This window comes from Pseudomonas sp. PDM17 (genome assembly GCF_014851985.1).
In the GTDB taxonomy this organism is placed as follows: domain Bacteria; phylum Pseudomonadota; class Gammaproteobacteria; order Pseudomonadales; family Pseudomonadaceae; genus Pseudomonas.
Genome location: NZ_JACVAT010000002.1, coordinates 274,872 through 296,201 on the forward strand (window position 1 = coordinate 274,872; position 21,330 = coordinate 296,201).

Sequence of the window (21,330 nt, forward strand, 5' to 3'; positions counted from 1 at the left end):
CCTTGATCTGTGACGGCTGTCACGTGTGCAGTTCTGGGCCATTTGACGGTATTTCGCCTCCAGATTTATCTGATGATTCGCCTCTGTGTGTGTCGGATCTGATCAAGACTGACCGCCGGACCTCGTTTAGAAGCTGATTTTCAAGGACGAAAGATGTCAGCAACAGCGTCTTCAGGGGGCACCGAAACTGTACCTGCAGATTCGGGGCTCGCCTCACTGTGCATGCTCGCCAGATTCCACAACGTTGCGGCATCGCCTGAACAGCTTGCTCACGACCATTGCTCGAAAGGTGAGGCATTTGGCTCGCCGCAGATCTTGCTGGCAGCGCGAGAGCTAGGGCTTAAGGCGCGCTCCATTCGTAGCTCACTCAGCCGCTTGCCCCACCTCCCACTACCGATGATTGCGGCGGATCGTTCAGGTGGTTTTTTCATCGTTGCCAGATTCGACGATGGGAAGGTTCTGATTCACGACCCGTTGGTTAATCGGCCTGAGGTGCTGAGCGCAGAGCAACTAGAAGAGCGTTGGTCGGGTGAGGGGATTCTCGTGCAGTCGCAAGCTGCAGAAGCGAGGGATCTTGGACGCTTTGACTTCACCTGGTTCATCCCTGCGATTGTCAAATACCGCAAGCTGCTGGGAGAGGTTCTGCTCGTCTCCTTTGTCCTGCAGATATTCGCGCTGCTCACGCCGCTGTTCTTCCAGGTTGTGATGGACAAGGTTCTTGTACATCGCGGGCTGACAACCCTGGACGTCATTGCGGTCGGACTCCTAGGCATCATGTTGTTTGAGACGCTGCTGTCAGGGCTGCGCAGCTATGTATTTTCCCACACCGCGAGCCGGATCGATGTCGAGCTGGGATCGCGCCTGTTTCGGCATCTAGTCACGCTGCCGTTGGCGTACTTTCAGGCCCGCCGCGTTGGGGACTCAGTTGCGCGAGTTAGAGAGCTTGAAAACATACGGAGCTTCCTCACAGGCAACGCAATCACGCTGGTCCTCGATGTCCTGTTCTCGGTTGTCTTCATTGCCGTCATGTGGTTCTACAGCGGTTGGCTGACGCTAGTAGTGGTTCTCTCGCTGCCGTTGTATTTCATCATTTCGTTGATCATCACGCCCATTCTTCGAGCGCGATTGAATGAGAGTTTCAGTCGTGGAGCGGAAAACCAGGCCTTCCTGGTGGAGACAGTCAATGGGATCGATACACTGAAGTCGATGGCTGTTGAGCCGCAGGTCAATCGCAAGTGGGACAACCAACTCGCCGGGTACGTAGCCGCGAGCTTCAAAACGCAAAATCTGTCCAACATCGCCAATGAATCGGTGGGCCTGGTCGGCAAGCTGGTGACCGTGGCTACTCTGTGGCTCGGAGCCCGTTTGGTCATCAACGGTGACCTCAGTGTCGGACAGCTGATCGCCTTCAACATGCTGGCGGGGCGGGTCTCCCAGCCGATCATGCGGCTTGCGCAACTCTGGACGAACTTTCAGCAAACGGGGGTATCCGTACAACGCCTGGGGGACATCCTCAATAGTCGCACCGAGCAAAGCGAGGCTGGGCGCAGCGATCTGCCCCCGCTCAAAGGACGTCTCGAGTTTGACCAGGTGCACTTCCGCTATCGCCCTGACGATTCTGAAGTACTGCGCGGCGTCAGCTTGCAAGCGGAGCCTGGCGAGGTCATTGGCATTGTCGGACGTTCCGGTTCCGGCAAGAGCACTCTGACCCGTCTCCTGCAGCGTCTCTACACGCCCGAGCGGGGCCGAGTCCTAGTCGACGGCATGGATCTCGCTTTGGCGAATGTTGCGTCACTAAGGCGGCAGATTGGAGTTGTTCTCCAGGACAACATGCTCTTTGCACGATCCATACGCGAGAACATTGCGTTGTCGGATCCTGGGGCGCCCATCGACTCCGTGATCCATTGCGCCAAATTGGCCGGCGCACACGACTTCATCCTTGAGCTACCCGAGGGCTACGACACCATAGTTGGAGAGCACGGCGCTTCGCTTTCGGGCGGGCAACGTCAACGCATCGCCATCGCCCGGGCCCTGATGGGAAATCCCCGAGTGCTGATCTTCGATGAAGCCACCAGCGCGCTGGACTACGAATCGGAGCGCGTCATTCAGCAGAACATGCAGTCGATCTGTAAGGGGCGCACGGTGATCATCATTGCGCACCGGCTGAGCGCCGTTCGTGATGCCGACCGGATCGTGGTCATGGATCGCGGACAGATCGTAGAGCAAGGCTCACATGCAGAGCTCTTGTCCCACCAGGCAGGACACTATTCCCGCCTGCACCGTCTTCAGCAGGGGTAAGAGCATGGGCGCTAAACAAGAGTTGCTTCAGCGTTATCGCAGTGCATGGCGTCATTCTTGGCGCCGACGTAAACAAATGGAAAGCCCGGCAAGGCTAATCCACGAGGTTCAGTTTTTACCGGCTGCTCTAGCGTTACAGGAAAAGCCACCACATCCAGCCCCTAGGTACATCCAGTGGGCCATTTTGGCATTCTGCTCTCTGGCTCTCATTTGGGCATGCATCGGTGAGATCGATGTAGTTGCCACTGCGACCGGAAAAATTGTTCCTAGCGGCAAGACGAAGGTTATCCAGCCGGTCGAGGTAGCCGTGGTCAAGGCCATCCATGTCTATGATGGTCAACGGGTTAGAGCTGGAGAACTGTTGGTCGAACTTGACTCTCAGATCACTGGCGCGGATGTCGAGAGGATTAAAAGTGATCTCCAATCAGCACGTATCGATAGCGTGCGTGCTGGGGCGTTACTGGACTCAATAGCTGCTGGGCATGAGCCCGGCCAAGTCGATTCTGCACTGCCTGGAGTAGACGAAGCTCGGGTTCGCTCGGCCCAAACATGGGTTCAAGGTCAATTTTTAGAGCTGCAAACGAACAGCGAGCAAATGCAAGCCGGAATCGAGCAGCGAAGTGCTGAAATTGAGGCGGTTAAGTCCACGATTGACTCATTAGGGAAGACGCTACCCATTGCTCGCCAGTTGGCAAGCGATTACCAGCGTTTGCTTGAGCGAAACTACGTAGCCAAGCACGCCTGGCTGGAGAAGGAGCAAGCACTTTTGGACCAAGAGCGAGAGTTGGCAGTTCAAAAGGCTCGATTAACAGAGCTTAATGCATCACGCCGTGAGGCGGCAGAGCGTAAAGAGGGAGTGATTGCTCAGGCGCGTCGGGCAATGCTTGATCTCCAACACGAAGCCGACCAACGCATAGCTTCTCTTGAGCAGGAATTGCTTAAAGCACTTCAGCGCGATCGGCTTACTCGCTTGACTTCACCGGTGGACGGAACTGTCCAGCAGTTGGCCATCCACACGCCTGGCGGTGTCGTAACTGAAGCGCAGCCGCTGATGATCATTGTGCCATCGAATCAACCCGTTGAAGTCGAAGCTTTTTTGGAGAACAAAGATATCGGATTTGTACACGTTGGTCAGTCTGTAGAGATAAAAGTGGAAACCTTCAGCTTTACCAAACATGGTGTTGCCCATGCGAGAGTTGTTGATATTACCAATGACGCTATTGAGGATGAAAAGCGAGGGCTCTTGTATGGCGTGAGAATGATGGTTGAAAAAAGTGACATTAAAAATAATGGTCGCGAGGTATCGCTTTCACCCGGAATGGTAGTTGCTGCAGAAATAAAAACGGATAAAAGGAAAGTGATTGATTACTTTCTCAGTCCTCTGCAGAGAAGGTTGGACGAGAGTTTTTCCGAGAGATAGGGTATTTTTAAATTATATTTATGTTGGATGGTGGTTGGGATGAGCGCTGCAATGAAATGGGTGGCTCTTGTAGCTGTGTTTGTCATAGTGCTTCTAGTTGCGATCGTAGCTGTATCGTTCTCGGTTACAGATAGTGCAGAAAAAGATTCACGTTGGATCGTGAGTGAGATGTGGCATGCAGAGTACTTTAATCGGTCCAGAAATAATGTCGCCGAAGGGGAAGTGGTCAATATCATGACTCTAAAAAATGGTGCGTCGAAAAGAGAGGAGTTATTGGGATATGTGAATCAAAATAAATGTGAATCTGCAGACTCCAAATGTGTTGTGAATGATCTCTCGGTTGCGAATATCTTGGTCGACTCCGGAGATTTTGACTCTTCAATGTCAATGATGGTGAAAGCTCGTGCGCGTATGGGGACTGATGAGTGCCCCATAAGTTTTGAGTCCAGTATGTTGAGATATAGGGAGGCGAAGTTGAAGTCAATGAAGCCGGATGAGGCGCGTTCTGTTGCAGCGAACACCATCGATAAGATTAAGCGTGATGGCGGAATGATGCTGGATCTGAGGACGCCTGTATGCGACTCCTTGGCTCAACGGAAACCTGAGATATTTCACGAGTACGTAACTTTAGTTTCTCGGGTAATGCAGTTTGGTAGGCCGGCTTTGTTTAAGGTTGGCGCATATATTGAATCTGTTAATAAGATGGATTTTAATTAAATCTTCGCAGCTAGAGGGATATGGATATGCCGACGGGACCTGCTGATACACTTAAAAATCTCAAGGAAATGGCGGAAAAATCGCGAGACTTGAGTGAGGCTATTCGAACTCAGGTAGAAAATGCTCAAAATATAAACGATCCTGGAATGGCTGAGAAATCCATGAGGGATGGATTGGGTACGATTGCTGATTTTGCTGGGGATATTCCTGGTATGAATGTGGCAGCTGAATATTTAAAGGCTGCTTTGGCGATCGTTGAGTTCAGCGAGCCGTCATTTCCTACTGAAGATACTATTAAAAAGAACAATACTGTTCTGAGGGCGATGATTGATCTCACCAACTGGCTCAACGATGCTTGGGGTGGTCCTCAGAAGAAAAATCATTATCCAGATGGTCCGTTCATGGATGATGATGATCCGCGACAGAAAGAGTTGGACGACTGGAGAAAAACCCTTGAGGACTTGGGTGATAAGCTTAAAGATAAACTGCCCAAGCCTTACATTGATACGGGTACCAGTTGTGAAGTGAACCCGCAGGTCAATGCGGGGTATAATTCTGCGATGGACTTTGTCCAGCGCTATGATCCGCTGGCTTTAGATCTTGATGGAGACGGTGTAGAAACATTGCCGTCCAGCACGGGGCTGACATTCGATTTTGATGGCGACGGAGTCAAGACGGGGACAGGTTGGGTTAAGGGGGATGATGGGTTTCTAGTGTTGGATCGTAATGGTAATGGGAATATTGATGACGGAAGTGAGCTATTTGGTGTAGATACCGTAAAGTCCAATGGCCAAAAGGCAGCCAACGGTTTCGATGCACTCAGCGAGATGGATTCAAATTCCGACGGAGTCTTTGACTCACTGGATGCTCAGTTTTCCTCTGTTCGAGTCTGGCAGGACTTGAATCAAGATGGAGTCTCCCAGAGTAACGAACTAAAAACTCTGACAGAATTGGACATCAAGTCCATTAGCCTCTCATCCAATTCATCTAATCAGAACTCCAATGGTAACGTTATCAGCGCCATAGGAAGCTACGTCCGAGGTGACGGCACAGAGAGCTCAGTCAATGGTAACCAGAGTCAAGCAGCAAATCTGGATCTGGCATCTAACCCTTTCTATCGTGAGTACACTGATCAGATCGCGTTAGATGGCCTAGCGCGTGCTCTTCCGCAAATTAAAGGATCGGGAGCTGTTCGCGATTTGCGCGAGGCAAGCATGCTCAATCCTGAGCTCAAAGGTGTGCTGGCTACCTACGGAGCATTGCAGACCCGCAGCGAGCAGATGGCAATGTTGGACAGGGTCCTTCAGGAGTGGGGCGAAAGCTCAAGCTTCAAGACGTTCGATCAGCGCGTGTCAATGCTTAACATCGGCGATGCGAAATTCGAGTTCGCATACTCCTGGGAACTGCAGGGGCGATTCGCTGCTGGGGCCGGAACCGCGGCAGGTGGGGGGATCGGTGGCGCTTTGGAGCCCACAGCAGCTCAATTGGAAAAGAAGGCCCTTCTAAAGAAAATCGCTCTGCTGGAGATTTTCAACAGCCGAGGGTTCTTCAACTTCTCTTCATCCCAGAGCACTGACTCTTCGGGAAACAAGCGGATAAACGCATCGTTTAGCGCAGGCTCAATGAATGGTGGGAACGCTAGTTTTGGTGGAATAGTGTTAGGCGGCAGTACGCACTACGTCACAGAGCAACATCTGTCAATAAACGCAACGCAGGCAGACTTAATCAATCAGTCTTATGAGGCTCTGAAAGCTTCTGTCTATCAGGGACTGCTGCTTCAAACCCGCCTTCAACCTTATATGGATCAGATAGCGGTCGATATTCAGAATGGCGCGTTCGACCTTGACTACTCCGGAGTCACTGCTTTGCTTCACACGACGCATTCTAGTAATCCGGTCAAAGCAGCAGTAGACCTATATGAATTGCTGCCGCACATGAACGGACCGCTAGAGCAATGGACGTCGGACCTTGTTGGATGGGTTCAAGGGTTCAGTGCTGAACAGCAAGCTAGCCTTCTTGGCGAGCTTGGGGCGGGGAGCAGTCTTGTGACTATACCTGCCAACAGTAATTCGCTGAGTGGCCAGGCGTCGACTGATTTCTTGCTGGGTGCCTCTGGTGCGGACTCTCTATATGGCAATACTGGAAATGACCTGCTCAGTGGGGGCGCAGGTAACGACCATCTTGTAGGTGGAGATGGTGCAGATATTCTTTTGGGTGATGTGGGTGACGATTCGCTGCATGGTGGGGCAGGGAATGATCTTCTGATTGGCGGCGCCGGAAATGATGAACTTTATGGCGGTGAAGGCTCGGATACGTATGTCTTCGGGATCGGTTCTGGCCAGGACGTGATCAATAATTATGATCGGTCTGCCGGGCGGTCAGACGTCGTTCTACTTGGCGATGGAGTCACGCAGCAGAACACAAGGCTTGAACGTCAGGGCAATGATTTGCTCATTCGTATCAAAGATCATCCGGACACCTTGCGTGTGCGCAGTTTCTTTGATCAGGACGGACACGGTGGTTACCAGATCGACCGACTCCTGTTTGCGAATGGCGACTCTTGGCGCCTCGAAGCTATCAAGCAGATCGTCATGCAGCCGGCCGAAGGAATGACGCAGCTCCAGGGATACGAGTCTGACGACGTCATTACAGGTAGTGACCAAGGCGAGTCGGTGGTTGGTAACGGCGGCAACGATGTTTTGCTCGGCATGGCCGGAAACGATCGCCTGGACGGGGGCTCTGGTAATGACTATATCGACGGTGGCGCCGGTAATGACAATCTGATTGGTGGCGTTGGCTCCGATACCTATTTCTTCGGGCCGGGCAGTGGTCACGACATCATCGACAACTACGACACATCTGCAGGACGTCAGGATCGAATTCTGTTCGCTGCGTCCGTGCTGCCCGAGCAGGTGAGCCTGGTACGTTCAGGTGACGATCTCTTGCTGTCCTTGGCCGGTGGCGCAGATTCGATTCGTGTGCGCATGTTCTTCAACGGCGACGCTGCGGCAGGCTATCAGGTAGACCGCATCGAGTTTGCCAATGGGACATTCTGGGACGTCGCTTCGATCAAGCAGAAGGCGCTGCAGTCTACCGATGGCAATGACCGGATCATTGGTTATGCCACCTCGGATCAACTCGCCGGTGGTATTGGTGACGACTATCTGGATGGCGCAGCAGGTGACGATAGTCTGGTTGGGGGGCTTGGCAACGACTCACTGTATGGGGGCGCGGGAAACGATACGCTGCGCGGGGGAGCAGGTAACGACACCCTTGAAGGCGGCAGCGGTTCGGACATCTACCTGTTCGGTCGCGGCGATGGCCACGACCGTATCAATAACTACGACGCCGGCAGCGACAAAGTCGATGCCATTCGATTCTCCGCAGATGTACTGAGCACAGATACCAAGCTGACTCGAACCAGCAACAACGATCTTCTTGTCAGCATCAACGGCACTGACGATTCGATCCTTGTGCAAGGGTTCTTCTACTCGGACGGCAATGGCAGTCAGAGGATCGACCAAATCCAGTTTGCTGACGGGACTGTATGGGATCGGGACCAAATCAAGTCTCGAGCGCTGTCCGCCACGGCCGGTGCTGACTCCCTGTATGGCTACGCCGGCGACGACGTGATTTCCGCTGGTGATGGGAACGATGCGCTCTATGGCAATGAAGGCAACGATCAGCTGTTTGGCGAGGTAGGCAATGACCGGCTGGAAGGCGGTGCCGGGAATGACATCCTGGATGGCGGAGCCGGCGACGACTATCTGAGTGGTGGCGAAGGTTCTGATACCTACCGCTTTGGTCGCGGATACGGGCAGGACCGGATCAATAACTTTGACCGCTCGGCCGGCTCGCAGGACGTCATCCAGCTTGACGCCGGGGTATCGATGTCCGACGTGCGTCTGACTCGGAGCCAGAATCTCCTGATTCTGACCATCCTGGATAGCGGAGACCGGTTGATCGTCGACCACTTCTTCGAGAGTGACGCACAAGATGGGTATCAGTTGGATCGGATCGTATTTGCCGACGGCCAGTATTGGGATACCGAGCAGATCAAGCAGCTGGTACAGCTGGGCTCGGATGGAGACGACCTGCTCTACGGCTATGCAGGGAACGACGTGCTCTCAGGGCTCGAAGGCAACGACTCTCTGTTTGGCCACGAAGGGGACGACCAACTTTCCGGAGGTGCGGGCAATGATCACCTCCAAGGCGATGCGGGTGATGACAGCCTTCTGGGCGGTGCAGGCGATGACTACCTTGCCGGTGGCACTGGAAGCAACCTGATCGATGGCGGCACCGGTAATGACGTCTTCTGGGGAGGGCAGCACGATACGTACGTGCTGCGTGCAGGGGATGGTGTGGACCGTGTTCGCTGGCTACCAGAAACCTCGACGGTGTTGCTCGAGGGTTCTCCCATCTCTGATGCCATCTTGCGTCGCGATGGTGATCATCTCCTGGTGCAGATCCTGGGAAATGATGTTGATCGCATTGTCTTCGAGAGCTTCTTCTCGGGAGACTCCCCCGTTCAGGGCCTGACGCTCAAGGATACCTCCGGGGCTTCCTTGGCGCTTGATGTCCAGCAACTGAACGCTAAGACGATGGAAGGCTCCGCCCTGGCCGATACTCTGTTGGGTAACTCTCTTGCGAACCACATTGATGGTGGTAGTGGTGATGATCACATCGTCTCCTTGGGCGGTGATGATGAGCTGCTCGGCGGTGCTGGTAGTGATTGGCTCCAGGCAGGAGAGGGTGCTGATACGCTCGTTGGCGGCGATGGCAATGATCGTCTCGAGGGGGGAGCCGGTAACGACCGTTATGTATTTGCTGTCGGGAGCGGTAGTGACCAGATCACTGACAGCTCAGGCATGGATACGGTCGTCTTTGCAGATGCATCCCCCGCGGATCTCCTGCTTCGTCGCGACGGTCTTGATCTGGTCGTGCGTTTCCCGAACCAGTCTGATGAACTTCGCCTGATCGGCCAGTTCTCGCGTACTCCCGGCGAACCTGGGTTCACTGCGGTCGAGCGTTTCGAGTTCGCCAACGGAAACTCGTGGAGCTACGACCAGATCAAGCAAATGGCTCTGGCTGGGACGGCATCCGCCGATGAAATCTTCGGTCATGTGGATGCCGATGTGATTCATGCCGGCGGTGGCGATGACGTTGTGCACGGTGACGAGGGAGACGACCAGGTCTTCGGTGAGGACGGCAACGATATCCTCAATGGTGGCGATGGTAACGATACGCTTTGGGGTGGTGCCGGAGAGGATCAGCTCAATGGGGACTGGGGAGATGATGTTCTCCATGGCGGCGCCGGCAACGATACTCTCGATGGCGGCGGCGGGAATGATCGACTCTTCGGCGAGGAGGGCGACGATACCCTGACCGGCTTTGGAGTGCTGGATGGCGGCGCCGGTGACGACATCATCCTGGGCTCTGGTGAGCTCTACGGCGGTGAGGGCAATGACCAGCTGACAGGCGAGGGTTTCGATCTCCTCTCTGGCGGGGCTGGTGACGATATCCTCATTGCTTACAACAGTCCCTGGGACCAGGGGAGCAATACACTGGAGGGCGGTGCCGGCAACGACACTCTGTATGGCTCATTTGGCGAAGATACCTATCGCTTTGGCCTGGGTGATGGGCGTGACCTGATCATTGAGCGCCGCCCCAATGAGGCCTATAGCAACATCGCACCCACCGCGGATGTCCTGGAGTTCGGCGACGGCATTACCGCAAGCGACCTGACCTTCAACCGCCGTGGTTTGGACATGATTATCGAGCACAGCAATGGTGCTGACGCGATCACTGTGCAGAACTGGTTCAGAGAGCCCACCGATCACTTCAAGCTCGACCGTTTCGTGTTTGCCGACGGCAGCGAGTTATCCCAAGCCGATGTCGAGAATCGAGTGACCTATTGGGGCACTTCCGGCGCGGACAGTTTCCTCGGTTATCGCGATGAGGATGACCTGATGCGCCTGGGTGACGGGGACGACAAGGCCTGGGGCCGCGCTGGCAATGACACCCTGCATGGAGAGGGCGGCAACGACTACCTGGAAGGTGAGGCCGGTGATGACACCCTGGTGGGGGGCGCTGGCGATGATCAGCTCGATGGCGGTGCGGGTGAGGATTGGCTGGAGGGCGGTACTGGGAACGACAAGTACGTCTACAACACGGGAGATGGATTCGATTACATCGACAACACCGGTGGTGGTAACGATGGGGTGTTCTTCGGTGACGGTCTCAGCGCCGATCGTCTGAGCTTCCGTCGTGATGGAGATGACCTCGTCATCGAGGTTGATGGCGATGCTGCTCAGGGTGTGCGTGTACTTGAGCACTTCGTTGGTGGAGACAAGGCCATTTCCTACGTCCAGCCCAGCGGTGGCTATATGCTAACTGCGGCTCGGATCGCTCACATGGTGGCAGCCAACGGAGTCGCCGGAGGATTCACTGCCGTCATCGACGGTACTACGGCTGGCGAGCAGCTCTCGGGATACGACGGGCGTGATCTGATTCGTGGTGGGGCTGGAAATGACACGCTGTTTGGGATGGGGGGCAACGACCAGCTCGAGGGCGGAGAGGGCAATGACTACCTGTCTGGCGGAAACGGCATGGCCACAGGTTCAGGCGACGATGTAATCATTGGCGGAGCTGGCAATGATGTCCTTGATGGTGAGGACGGAGATGATCAGTTGGCAGGCGGAGCCGGTGATGACAAGTACTACTACCGCGCGCAAGGCGGATTGGACGTCATCGACAATAGCGGTGGTGGGTTCGATGGTGTGTTCTTCCTCGAGGGGATTGATCGGACTCGCTTGAGCTTCCACCGCGATGGCGATGATCTGATCATCCTCGTTGATAAGGATCTCGACCAGCAGGTCCGCGTGACGAAGCATTTCCTGGGCGCGGAGTACTCGATCGACTACGTTCAGCCGGACGGCGGAAACTACCTCACCACTACTCAAATTGCGGGGATGCTCACCGCGCTGCCGGATGGCTCCGGCGGGACGACGGACCCCAGTGATCCGACTGACCCCACCGATCCAACAGATCCCACAGACCCCGGCACGCCGCCAGTTGCTGGTGTGGGGGGGGACGATGTGCTGACTGGCACGGCGGGTAACGACGTTCTGTTGGGCGGAGCTGGAAATGACACCCTCAATGGTGGTGCAGGCAACGACCGGCTTATCGGTGGCGAGGGCAATGACCTGTACATCTACACCGCGGGTCAGGATGTCATTGAGGAGCAGGGCAACGGTAACGACACGCTGCGCTTTGCCAATGGCATCACCTTTAATCAGGTTGGTTCCGGGCTCACCAAGTCAGGCAATGACCTCATCCTCAAGGTCAATGGCAGCACCACAAACCAGGTAACCCTCAAGAACTTCTTCCTGGGAGGGGAGAACCTGGTTGAGACCATCACCTTTGAAACCGGCGGCCAGCTAACTGCGGCTCAGATTTTCGGTGCCTTTGGTCTGCCTGTCCCCGCGACTCCCGCTTCCAGCTATGACGCAACTGTTCAGGGCAGCACCGGAAACGATGCAGCACTGAACGGGGGCGCCCAGCGCGATCTGATCCAGGGTTTCAACGGCAATGACGTTCTGTTCGGCGATGCCGGTGCGGATCGCCTTGAAGGTGGCAACGGCAACGACACTCTTAACGGGGGGGTTGGCAACGACACGCTGGTAGGGGGACGTGGTGATGACCTCTATGTCTTTGTTGCAGGAGGCGGCCAGGATGTCATCGACAACAGCGGTGGTGGTGTCGATACGCTGCGCTTCGAGGGAATAACCTTCAACCAGGTCGGTAGCGGGTTGATGAAGAGCGGGAATGATCTGGTTCTCAACATCAGCGGCGGTACGGACAAGGTGACGGTGAAAAACTGGTTCCTTGGCGGCGATTACGTAGTCGACAGTCTGGTCTTCGCCAGTGGAGGCACGCTGACTGCGGACCAGATCTTCGGTGCGTTCGGTCTGACGAACCCTGACCCGAATGGCTCGCCCGCGTATCGTAATCTCCCTGATGAACGTGCCTTTGGCACCGTGACCGCAGGTCAGGCTGGAGATCAGATCGTTCTTGGGTCTTCGGATGCAGATCTGATTGATGGTGGTGCAGGTAATGACCAACTGCGAGGCAACAAGGGGAACGACTATCTCATCGGGGGTGACGGCGCGGATGCCTATCGGTTCGCCGCAGGTGATGGGCAGGATGTCATCAACAACCTCTCAAATACGCCGGTGGATAACGACGTCCTTGCTTTCGAGGGAGTAACTCGTGAAAACCTCTGGCTGTCCCGTGATGGCGACAACCTGGTGCTGGATGTGAGGGGATCGGAAGATCGTGTGACCATTCAGGACTGGTACCGCGATCCGGCCCAGAAGGTCGATGTCATTCAGGCTGGCGGGTCGACCTTGTACGCCAACGCAGTCGACAATCTGGTGAATGCAATGGCTGCTTTTGGCGCGCCTGCAGGCGGAGAGATCAATCTATCCCAGTCTCAGCGCGATCAGCTCAACGTTGTAATAGCTGCCAACTGGCAGTCCTAAGGGCTGAGCGAAACGAGAAAGCCCGCCGCGAGGCGGGCTTTTTTATGGAGACTCAGCAATTCGCTCGACAGTCTAGTAGTGGCGGGACAGTTCGATTTGAGATGTCTTCTGAAGTGATGGACGACTTGGTCGTGTCAATGTCCGCTCCTGGCCGCTAGTTGCCTTTCGCTGCACTTAGTACACGCACTCGCGAATGAGCCACTGGCTCCTCAAGCCCTGCGAACTGCGGCTACTAGCCATTTGAGATGCGCTGTATATAATGCGACTCAATCTCATTTGATTGCAGTGGAAGCAATGACTCGGGTTCCTCCAAGCGCGGAGCTGATTGGCGCGCTGGCTCTGCATTACGACGATCTCGTCGACTTCATCCGCCGGCGTTTTCAGGGCAGCCAATTTGCGCGCGACGTCGTGCATGATGTCTGCGTTCAAGTCCTGGAGAAACCGCCGAAGGAGCGCATCAAGTTACCGCTGGCGTTCCTGCGCCGCGCTTCCTTCAACAAGGCCATCGATCGCAGCCGGGCGGACAATACTCGCAATGCGTATTTCGAGTTGTCCGCCGAGGTGCCCGACTGGCACGTGCACGAGGTGGATGGTGCCTGCGCCCTGGATTTCGAGCAGCAGTTGGAAGCCCTGCTCGCCATTATCGAAGCGTTGCCAACGCGCGCGCGGCAGATATTCCTGTTGCATCGCATTCACGACATGTCGCGCCAGGACATTGCCCGCGAACTGGGGATTACCCTGAACATGGTGGGAAAGCATCTTTCCCGCGCCATGATCGCTATCGCTCGTGATTGGGAACCGGCGCGACAGGCGCTGGCGGGCCGATGATGCACCAAGATCCTGCACGCAATCGACAAGACAACGATCCACTACAGCCCTACGAGGAGGCCCTCAAGACTCGTGTGCCTTCGCGCAATGAATTGCTCGCCGAAGCCAAGGCCTTCAGCGCGCGTCAGCGCCGGCGCAAGCAGACCCTGGCGGGGGGCCTTTCCGTGCTGGCGCTGGGCGTGGGATTGTGGGTCGCCGACCCTGCATGGCGCAGCGAGGAACAGCGCACGGCAGTCGGGCAAAGCAAGAGCCTGTTGTTGGCGGACGGCAGCCGGGTTGTTCTCAACAGCGCCACCGTTCTGCAGGTAGAGAGTCGCCTGCGCAGTCGGCAGATCGAACTGGTGGAAGGGGAGGCGACCTTTACCGTGGCGCATGGGCCGAAGCCATTCACCGTGCGCAGCCAGGGCGTTTCCGTCCGGGACATCGGCACTGCCTTCAATGTGCGCAGCGACCGGCGCGGTGTCTCGGTGACGGTACTCGAAGGCGCCGTCGCGGTAGGCAATGCGACTTCGCCGGAGCAGCGCCTGGAGGCGGGCCAGCAAATGACCTCAACCCGCTCGAGTCTGGGACTGGTGCAGGCGGTAGACGCGGATCGCGCCATCGCCTGGCAGCACGGCAAGCTCCGTTTCGACGGCACCCCGCTACAGGATGTGCTGGTCGATATCCAGCGCTACCGCACGGCGCCAATCCGCCTGGCGGACCCGCGCGTGACGGGCTTGCGTGTGTCAGGCGAGTTCGACAGCCAGGCGGTTGAAGCGCTGATCGATCTGCTGCCGTCGATCCTGCCGGTACAGGTGAGTCGCCGGCCGGATGGCAGCGTCGAAGTCGGCGCGCGCTGAGAGAAAAATATTTTCAACGCGACGTCACCTTTTCCGCGTCGCCATCCGCCTATCCCTGTGAACGTCATTTGATCGTGTCACTGGGGAGTTGAATGGACACTAAAGTACTCTCGCGCCGCTTCGGTTTCGCGCGCCTTTCGCTACTGGCAAGCGGCCTGTTGCTCGCTTCCACCCTGCAGGCACAGGAAGCGCGCTATGCGTTTACGCTGCCGCCGCAACCGCTGGATCGGGCGCTCAACGAGTTGGCTCGGCAGACTGGCACCCGCATCCTCTTCGCCACGGACGCAACTGCGGGTCTGCAGGCTCCGGCGCTCAGCGGCGAACTGAGCGTGCAGCAGGCCTTGCGACAACTGCTGCGGGGAACCCGGCTGCGGCTGGAGCAGACCGCCGATGGCAGTTACCTGGTGGCTGCGCCGCAGACTGATGCGGTGTTGGAAATGGATGCCACTCAGGTGCTCGGACAGCAGCTGGGGGAAGTCACCGAGCACAGCGGGTCCTACACCACCGGGAGCATGAGCGTGGGTACCAAGCTGGCCTCCTCGCTGCGCGAGACGCCGCAATCGGTCACCGTGGTAAGCCGCCAGCGCATGGACGACCAGAACCTGCAGAAGCTGGAAGACATCGCCACCTACACGCCGGGCCTGACCCTGCGCAAGACCGGTGGGGAACGCCCGGAGTTCTACTCCCGTGGCGCGGCCATCGACAACATCATGATCGACGGCCTGCCGGTGGCCTATGACAGCGACACCCTCGGTACCTCGACGCTGGCCATGTACGACCACGTGGAGGTGGTGCGCGGTGCCTCCGGCCTGATGGTCGGCGCGGGCAATCCTTCAGGCACCCTCAACCTGGTGCGAAAGCGCCCGACCTTGGCGCCACAGCTGACTTTCACCGGCAGTGCCGGACGCTGGGACGATTACCGGGGCGAAGTCGATGTCAGCGGCAAGCTGAGCGACAGCGGCGACCTGCGCGGCCGCTTCGTCGGCGCCTACCAGGATCGCAACAGCTTCGTCGACGCTTACGGCAACCAGCGCCAACTGTTCTACGGTATCGGCGAGTACGATCTCAACGAAGCCACGACCCTCACGCTGGGAGCCTGGTACAACCGCGAAGACAATCCCGGCGCCGACTGGAACGGTCTGCCCACGCGCCCCGATGGCAGCTTCTTCGACTTCTCACGCTCCGCGCGCACGGCGCCGGACTGGACCTACTGGGACAAGGAAAACCGCAGCGCTTTTGCCGAAGTAGAGCACCGTTTCGATAACGACTGGAAGCTGCGGCTCAACGCGACCTGGCTGCGTGGCGACATGGACATGCTCGGCGGCAGCCTCTACACCGACGAGAACGATGCCTACCACCTGAACATCGGCCGCTATACGTACCAGCACACCCAGAAGAGTATCGATACGTACGCCAGCGGGCCTTTCAGCCTGTTCGGCGCCACCCACGAACTGGTGGTCGGCGCCAGTTGGCGGCGTGACGAAACCAACGATGGCCCCGGCGGCCCCGGCATCGATTCGGACGTGATCGTCGATCCGCAGCACTTCGACCCCAAGGCCTATCCCAAGCCGGCCATCGACAACAACTGGTCGCGCGATGGCCATGAGCAGCAGTCGAGCACATACGCCACAGCGCGCTTCAACCTGCGCGAGGATGTGCACCTGATCCTCGGCTCGCGCCTGGACTGGTACGAATATGAGCAGCTCACCCATTCGGGCGAATACAGCTTTGGCGACGACTACAAGGCGACTCGCGAGTACACCCCCTATGCCGGAGTCATCTACGACCTGAACGACACCTATTCGGTCTACGCCAGCTGGACTCGCATCTTCAAACCCCAGGCAGCCCAGAGCGTGAGCGGCAGCCTGCTGGAGCCGGTGACCGGCACCAACTACGAAACCGGGATCAAGGGTGAGTATTTCGGTGGGGCGCTCAATGCCAGTGCGGCGCTGTTTCAACTGGTGCAGGAAAATCTCGCCAAGTCGCTGCCATCCGCACAATGCGCCCCGGGAGTCAGCGCCTGCTACGAGGCCAGTGGCGAAGTGCGTACCCGCGGTGTGGAGCTGGAAGTGGGCGGCGAGCTGGTGCCAGGCTGGCAGATCTCCGCCGGCTACACCTATGCCGGAGCCGAGTACACCAAGTCCAGCGACTCGGCAGAGAAGGGCGAGCGCTTTGACAGCGATACGCCCTACAACCTGTTCAAGGTCTTCACCACCTATCGATTGCCCGATGAGCTGGATCGCTGGACAGTAGGCGGTGGCTTCCGTACCCAGAGCAGCGCCTACACCAGCTTCGGCGTGAAGCAGGGCGGCTACAGCGTCAGCGACTTCATGCTGGCCTACCAGCCCGCCGCGGAGTGGCAGCTGCAGGCCAATCTGAACAACGCCTTTGACAAGCGCTACTACCAGAACATAAGCAACAGCTGGGGCGCCAACAGCTTCGGTGACCCGCGCAATCTGATGTTGACGGTGCGCTACAGCCCTGGCTTCTGAGGGGCACTGGTATCAGTGTCGTGATGACTGGCCGGTACAGGCCGCTGGGTTGGTGCCGGTCATATTTTCGTTGAGCTGCAATGCCTGCCTCCGACCCATAGCGGACACCTGGCACTGCAATTCGAGCCACTAAGACCTGCACTTCATTTGTAGCGATTTTGACGCCTTGCGCTACATTTCGCTTACAAGCGCCAGCCGGCAGGTGGTCACGACGATATAGGGAGTACGGCGTGCAGCCGAGGCAACGAAACTGCCACGGATGTAACTGCAACAAGGAGGTTCTTCATGCTCCCGCCATTTACGCGGCATTCCCTGCCTGCCTATGCCCGATCCGCTCTGGGCGTCGCCATAGCCAATGCTTTCACCCTGGTGATGCTGCCGGAGACAGCCCATGCTGTCTGTGGGCAGCAAAGCGGCACCTACACGACAACCCAGACCTGTACTCCGGCTAGCGGAATCGCGGCTGACATCACCACGCTGACCGGCACCCAGGTGACCACGGCTGCAGGAAACTCCCTGCTTGCCCGCGCCGCCAACGCGAACACCAGCATCCTGCTCAACGGCACTAAAGTTCAGAGCACACCGTTGACTGCGGTCAGTGCGGTACAGGCTCAGATCACGGGTGGAATCTTGGGGACTGGGGAAGCACTCATCAACTTCCAGAGCGGGAGCAATCTCATCCAGTCAGGAGGCAGCGGCCTGGACGCTGTCGCCATCCTCAACACTAACACTGGTTCATCGACAGTCCTGATTGGCGCCGGCACTGAGGTGAACATCAATAACCGCTCAGTTGGCAGCGAGCGCGATGGTATTGATGTGAGCGCTTCCGGGGGCGGGGACATCGTGTTCCAGCATGCCGGCACTGGGAGCATCCTCACTTACGGCGGAAACAACATCTGGCTGAAGGCAGTTTCCAGTGGGAACGTGAATGCCACGGTGGGTTCTGGCGTCAGCCTTACCGTTGACAACAACGACCCGCTATCGGGAGGCGATCCAAACATCGACGACGAAAACGACCCTCAGGCCGGAACCGGCAACCATGCTGGGGTGCACACCCGCGCCGTCAATGGCGACACGACCGTGAGTAACGCCGCGACCATTCGCGGTATGGGTCAGAACGCTTTCGGCATCTTCACAGAGGGTGGTGCGGGTACGACCAACCTCGCCAATACCGGAAGCATTACCACCGACGGGCTGAACGGCTTCGGCATCCGCTCCATCTCCACCACTGGCAGCATCCATATCGTCAACAGCGGCGATATCACCACCACCGGTAATAACGGCCACGCCATTTACGTTACTGACAATCCTGGTGCGACGGGCGATATCAGCATCCAGAACGACGGCGATCTGGTAGTGGGGAACGACACCGACGCGATTGGTTCACGGGGTATTTACGCCATCAAGCGCGGCACCGGCAGCTTTACCCTGACCGGGAGTGGCAACATCACGGTCAAGAACGGTTCAGTGTCGACTCGAGCAAACGGTATCACCATCACAAGCGCCCAGGACGGCCTGGTGAACTACAGCGGTGAAATCATCACGAGCGGGCCGGGGGCGAGCGCTATTCGCCTGGAATCCATCGATGGCGATGCGACGGTGATCTACACGGGCAAGAAGCTCGAAACACTCAGCACGAACGCTCATGGCATTTACGCAACTGCGCTGCAGGGCAAGGCAACGGTCAGCTCCACCGGCACCATCACCACCCACTCTGAAGGTTCGGGCGGCGTAGGTACGGGTATTGATGCGTATGGGTTACGCGCAGAGAGCGGTTTCGAGGATGCCAGCGTCACCTACACCGGAACCAAGATCGATGTAAACGGCCAAGGTGCTGCCATCCTTGCCAATACCACCTACAAGACGGGAACAGGCGTCGGCGCTGCCACAGTGGACAACAGCGGGGAGCTGGTCGCCAGAGGCGATAAACAGCGCGGCATACGAACAATAACTGCGACCGGCGACCAGACGGTCATCAACCGTGGGGCGATTACCACCCTGGGAGATACGAACAGCCAGGGGATTCTGGCTCAGGCCTCCGGCGCGGCCACTATCCGCGTGGAGAACAGCGGCAATATCACGACCCATGGGAGCATCGCGTCGGGTATCGATGCGCTCTCGGTCGGTGGATCGGCAAGCGTCACCAACAGCGCGGCGATCCTTGGAGGTTGGGGCCAGAGCACGGGTGTGTCTTTGGCCGGCGAGACCCAGGCGCTGACCAATACCGGCTCCATCGGCGCCCTCAGCGACCGCGCGGTGCTGGGGGATGCCAACGGCCCGGATGCCACCGTAACCATTGATAACGGCGGATCAATCGTCGGCGCAATCAACGCTGCTACTTCTCAGGTAAGCCTCGACAACCAGGGTTCCTGGACGCTGCGCAACTACGCCGACAGCAATGGAGATGGTGTCCGGGACACTTGGGGGGTGGCGGTCAACAACCTCGGAACCGCTGCAGGCAACAGCATCGACAACAGCGGCACCTTGACCTTGGCCGCCCAGCCGAGCAGCGGCATTCTGACCTTCGACACCACGGGTGCTTATCTGCCGCTTGGGCAGAGTGCGAACTCCCCAGTGCTGGGTGGCGCGGTACAAGGCCAGTTGCTGGGCGTAGGAACCTTCACCAACAGTGGCCTGATTGACCTCACCGGGGGTAGTCATGCGGTGGGCAACGTATTGCTCATCAGCAACGCCCAGGTCGCCGGCAGCGCCGGAACCGGTGTGTTTGTATCCAACGGAGGGCGCCTGTTGCTCAACAGCGAGCTCAACGAGGGCGGCCCGAACAGTCATTCGGACATGCTGGTGGTGGATTCCACCGCCACAGGTAGCGGAGGCTCCACCGGGCTGCTGGTTAGGAATGTCGGTGGACAGGGGGCCCTTACCGAGGGCAACGGTATCGCTGTGGTGAACCTGCTGGACACGGCAGTGGCTGCCAGTGACGCCAATGCGTTCAGCCTGGCCCGCCGGGTCGTAGCCGGGCCCTACGAGTACCAGCTCTATCGTGGCGCGCCAGATGGTTCGGGCACCCAGACCTGGTACCTGCGCTCGGACATCGAGCCGACCCCGCCGACGCCACCCGATCCGCCCACTCCGCCGGAACCTCCGACTCCACCTGCGCCACCTGAGCCGCGCACGCCGAACTTCCGTCCCGAAGTCTCGCTGTACGGGGCGTTGCCGGCGCTGGCCCTTGTCTATGGCCGCACCATGGTCGATACCCTGCACGAGCGCGTGGGAGAGGAGCGTCCGACGGCCTGGCAGGAGCCCCCGGCGGAAGACGAGGCGACCTGGGGGCCGTCGCTGGGTTGGGGCCGGGTGATCTACCGCAGCGGCAAGCAGGATGGCGACCGCAAGGACGCCGTGGGTAATACCCCCGAATACAACTACGACTTGACCGCCTTCCAGGTGGGCGCCGACCTGTACCGCAAGGAGCGGGCCGATGGCGGCCATGACCAGGCGGGCTTCTCGCTGGGCATCGGCAGCATGGATGCCGGCGTCAGCCACTACACCGGCCGCAACGCCGGCGATGACACGCTGCGCGCATACAGCCTGGGTGGCTACTGGACGCACTTCGGCCCGGAAGGCTGGTATCTGGATGGCGTCCTGCAGGTCAGTCGCTACGACATCGAAGCGCGCCCCAACGAGCTTGGCAAGCTGGAGACCAGGGGCTGGGGCTACACCGGCTCGCTGGAGGGTGGATACCCCTACGAGGCGGACAAGGATCTGTGGATCGAGCCCCAAGCCCAGGTGATCTACAGCTACGTCGATCTCGATGACAGCGATGATGTCGGTGCCGACGTGCGCTTCCGGGATGTCGAATCGCTGATCGGCCGCCTCGGCGTGCGCATTGCCAAGGACTGGGAGACGGAAGGTAGCGACAAGAGTCGTCGTCGCACGCAGGGCTGGGTTCGCCCTAGTGTCTGGCATGAATTCAAGGGGCAGCCCAAGACCGAGTTCTCCTCGCAGTCCGGCTACATCCCGTTCGAGGCGGATATTGATGGCACCTGGTGGGAAGCGAACCTCGGCATAGATCACCAGGCCAGCGAGAAAGTGACCTTCACCGTCTCTGCGGGCTACCGCGAGGCCTTTGACGGCGACAGCCATGGGTACGACGCCATGGTCGGTTTCAAGTACATCTTCTAACCACGACTGGGCTGCCAGGGTCTCGAAGTTGTTCGAGGCCTTGAGCAGGCTGA

The 21,330-nt window shown here is 57.9% G+C and carries 8 protein-coding genes; all 8 read left to right on the top strand.

What is annotated here, in order from left to right:
* The first annotated feature begins 153 nt into the window (after nucleotides 1–153).
* Complete coding sequence (locus tag IB256_RS07115; protein WP_192401863.1) at nucleotides 154–2,298, top strand: type I secretion system permease/ATPase; 2,145 nt, start codon at nucleotides 154–156, stop codon at nucleotides 2,296–2,298.
* 4 nt (nucleotides 2,299–2,302) lie between these two features.
* Complete coding sequence (locus IB256_RS07120; RefSeq protein WP_192401865.1) at nucleotides 2,303–3,718, top strand: HlyD family type I secretion periplasmic adaptor subunit; 1,416 nt, start codon at nucleotides 2,303–2,305, stop codon at nucleotides 3,716–3,718.
* A gap of 39 nt (nucleotides 3,719–3,757) precedes the next feature.
* Nucleotides 3,758–4,435, top strand: a complete 678-nt coding sequence (locus IB256_RS07125; protein WP_192401867.1) for a hypothetical protein — start codon at nucleotides 3,758–3,760, stop codon at nucleotides 4,433–4,435.
* 20 nt (nucleotides 4,436–4,455) lie between these two features.
* Nucleotides 4,456–12,978 (top strand): calcium-binding protein, encoded by an 8,523-nt coding sequence (locus IB256_RS07130; protein ID WP_192401869.1) that lies wholly within the window; start codon nucleotides 4,456–4,458, stop codon nucleotides 12,976–12,978.
* A gap of 294 nt (nucleotides 12,979–13,272) precedes the next feature.
* Nucleotides 13,273–13,806, top strand: coding sequence for an RNA polymerase sigma factor (locus IB256_RS07135; protein WP_151187369.1), 534 nt, complete (start codon nucleotides 13,273–13,275; stop codon nucleotides 13,804–13,806).
* Nucleotides 13,803–14,645 (top strand): FecR family protein, encoded by an 843-nt coding sequence (locus IB256_RS07140; RefSeq protein ID WP_318653559.1) that lies wholly within the window; start codon nucleotides 13,803–13,805, stop codon nucleotides 14,643–14,645. The genes IB256_RS07135 and IB256_RS07140 overlap by 4 nt, the downstream gene beginning before the upstream one ends.
* Nucleotides 14,646–14,737: 92 nt before the next feature.
* A complete protein-coding gene (locus IB256_RS07145; RefSeq protein ID WP_192401871.1) occupies nucleotides 14,738–17,137 on the top strand; it encodes a TonB-dependent siderophore receptor in 2,400 nt (799 codons plus the stop codon).
* A 285-nt stretch (nucleotides 17,138–17,422) separates the two neighbouring features.
* Nucleotides 17,423–21,277, top strand: coding sequence for an autotransporter outer membrane beta-barrel domain-containing protein (locus IB256_RS07150; protein WP_192401873.1), 3,855 nt, complete (start codon nucleotides 17,423–17,425; stop codon nucleotides 21,275–21,277).
* Nucleotides 21,278–21,330 lie beyond the last annotated feature (53 nt).

Coding starts and splice junctions, on each gene's coding strand:
- IB256_RS07120 (WP_192401865.1), top strand. CDS start 2,303: ATGGGCGCTAAACAAGAGTTGCTTCAGCGTTATCGCAGTGCATGGCGT.
- IB256_RS07140 (WP_318653559.1), top strand. CDS start 13,803: ATGATGCACCAAGATCCTGCACGCAATCGACAAGACAACGATCCACTA.
- IB256_RS07130 (WP_192401869.1), top strand. CDS start 4,456: ATGGATATGCCGACGGGACCTGCTGATACACTTAAAAATCTCAAGGAA.
- IB256_RS07145 (WP_192401871.1), top strand. CDS start 14,738: ATGGACACTAAAGTACTCTCGCGCCGCTTCGGTTTCGCGCGCCTTTCG.
- IB256_RS07125 (WP_192401867.1), top strand. CDS start 3,758: ATGAGCGCTGCAATGAAATGGGTGGCTCTTGTAGCTGTGTTTGTCATA.
- IB256_RS07135 (WP_151187369.1), top strand. CDS start 13,273: ATGACTCGGGTTCCTCCAAGCGCGGAGCTGATTGGCGCGCTGGCTCTG.
- IB256_RS07150 (WP_192401873.1), top strand. CDS start 17,423: ATGCTCCCGCCATTTACGCGGCATTCCCTGCCTGCCTATGCCCGATCC.
- IB256_RS07115 (WP_192401863.1), top strand. CDS start 154: ATGTCAGCAACAGCGTCTTCAGGGGGCACCGAAACTGTACCTGCAGAT.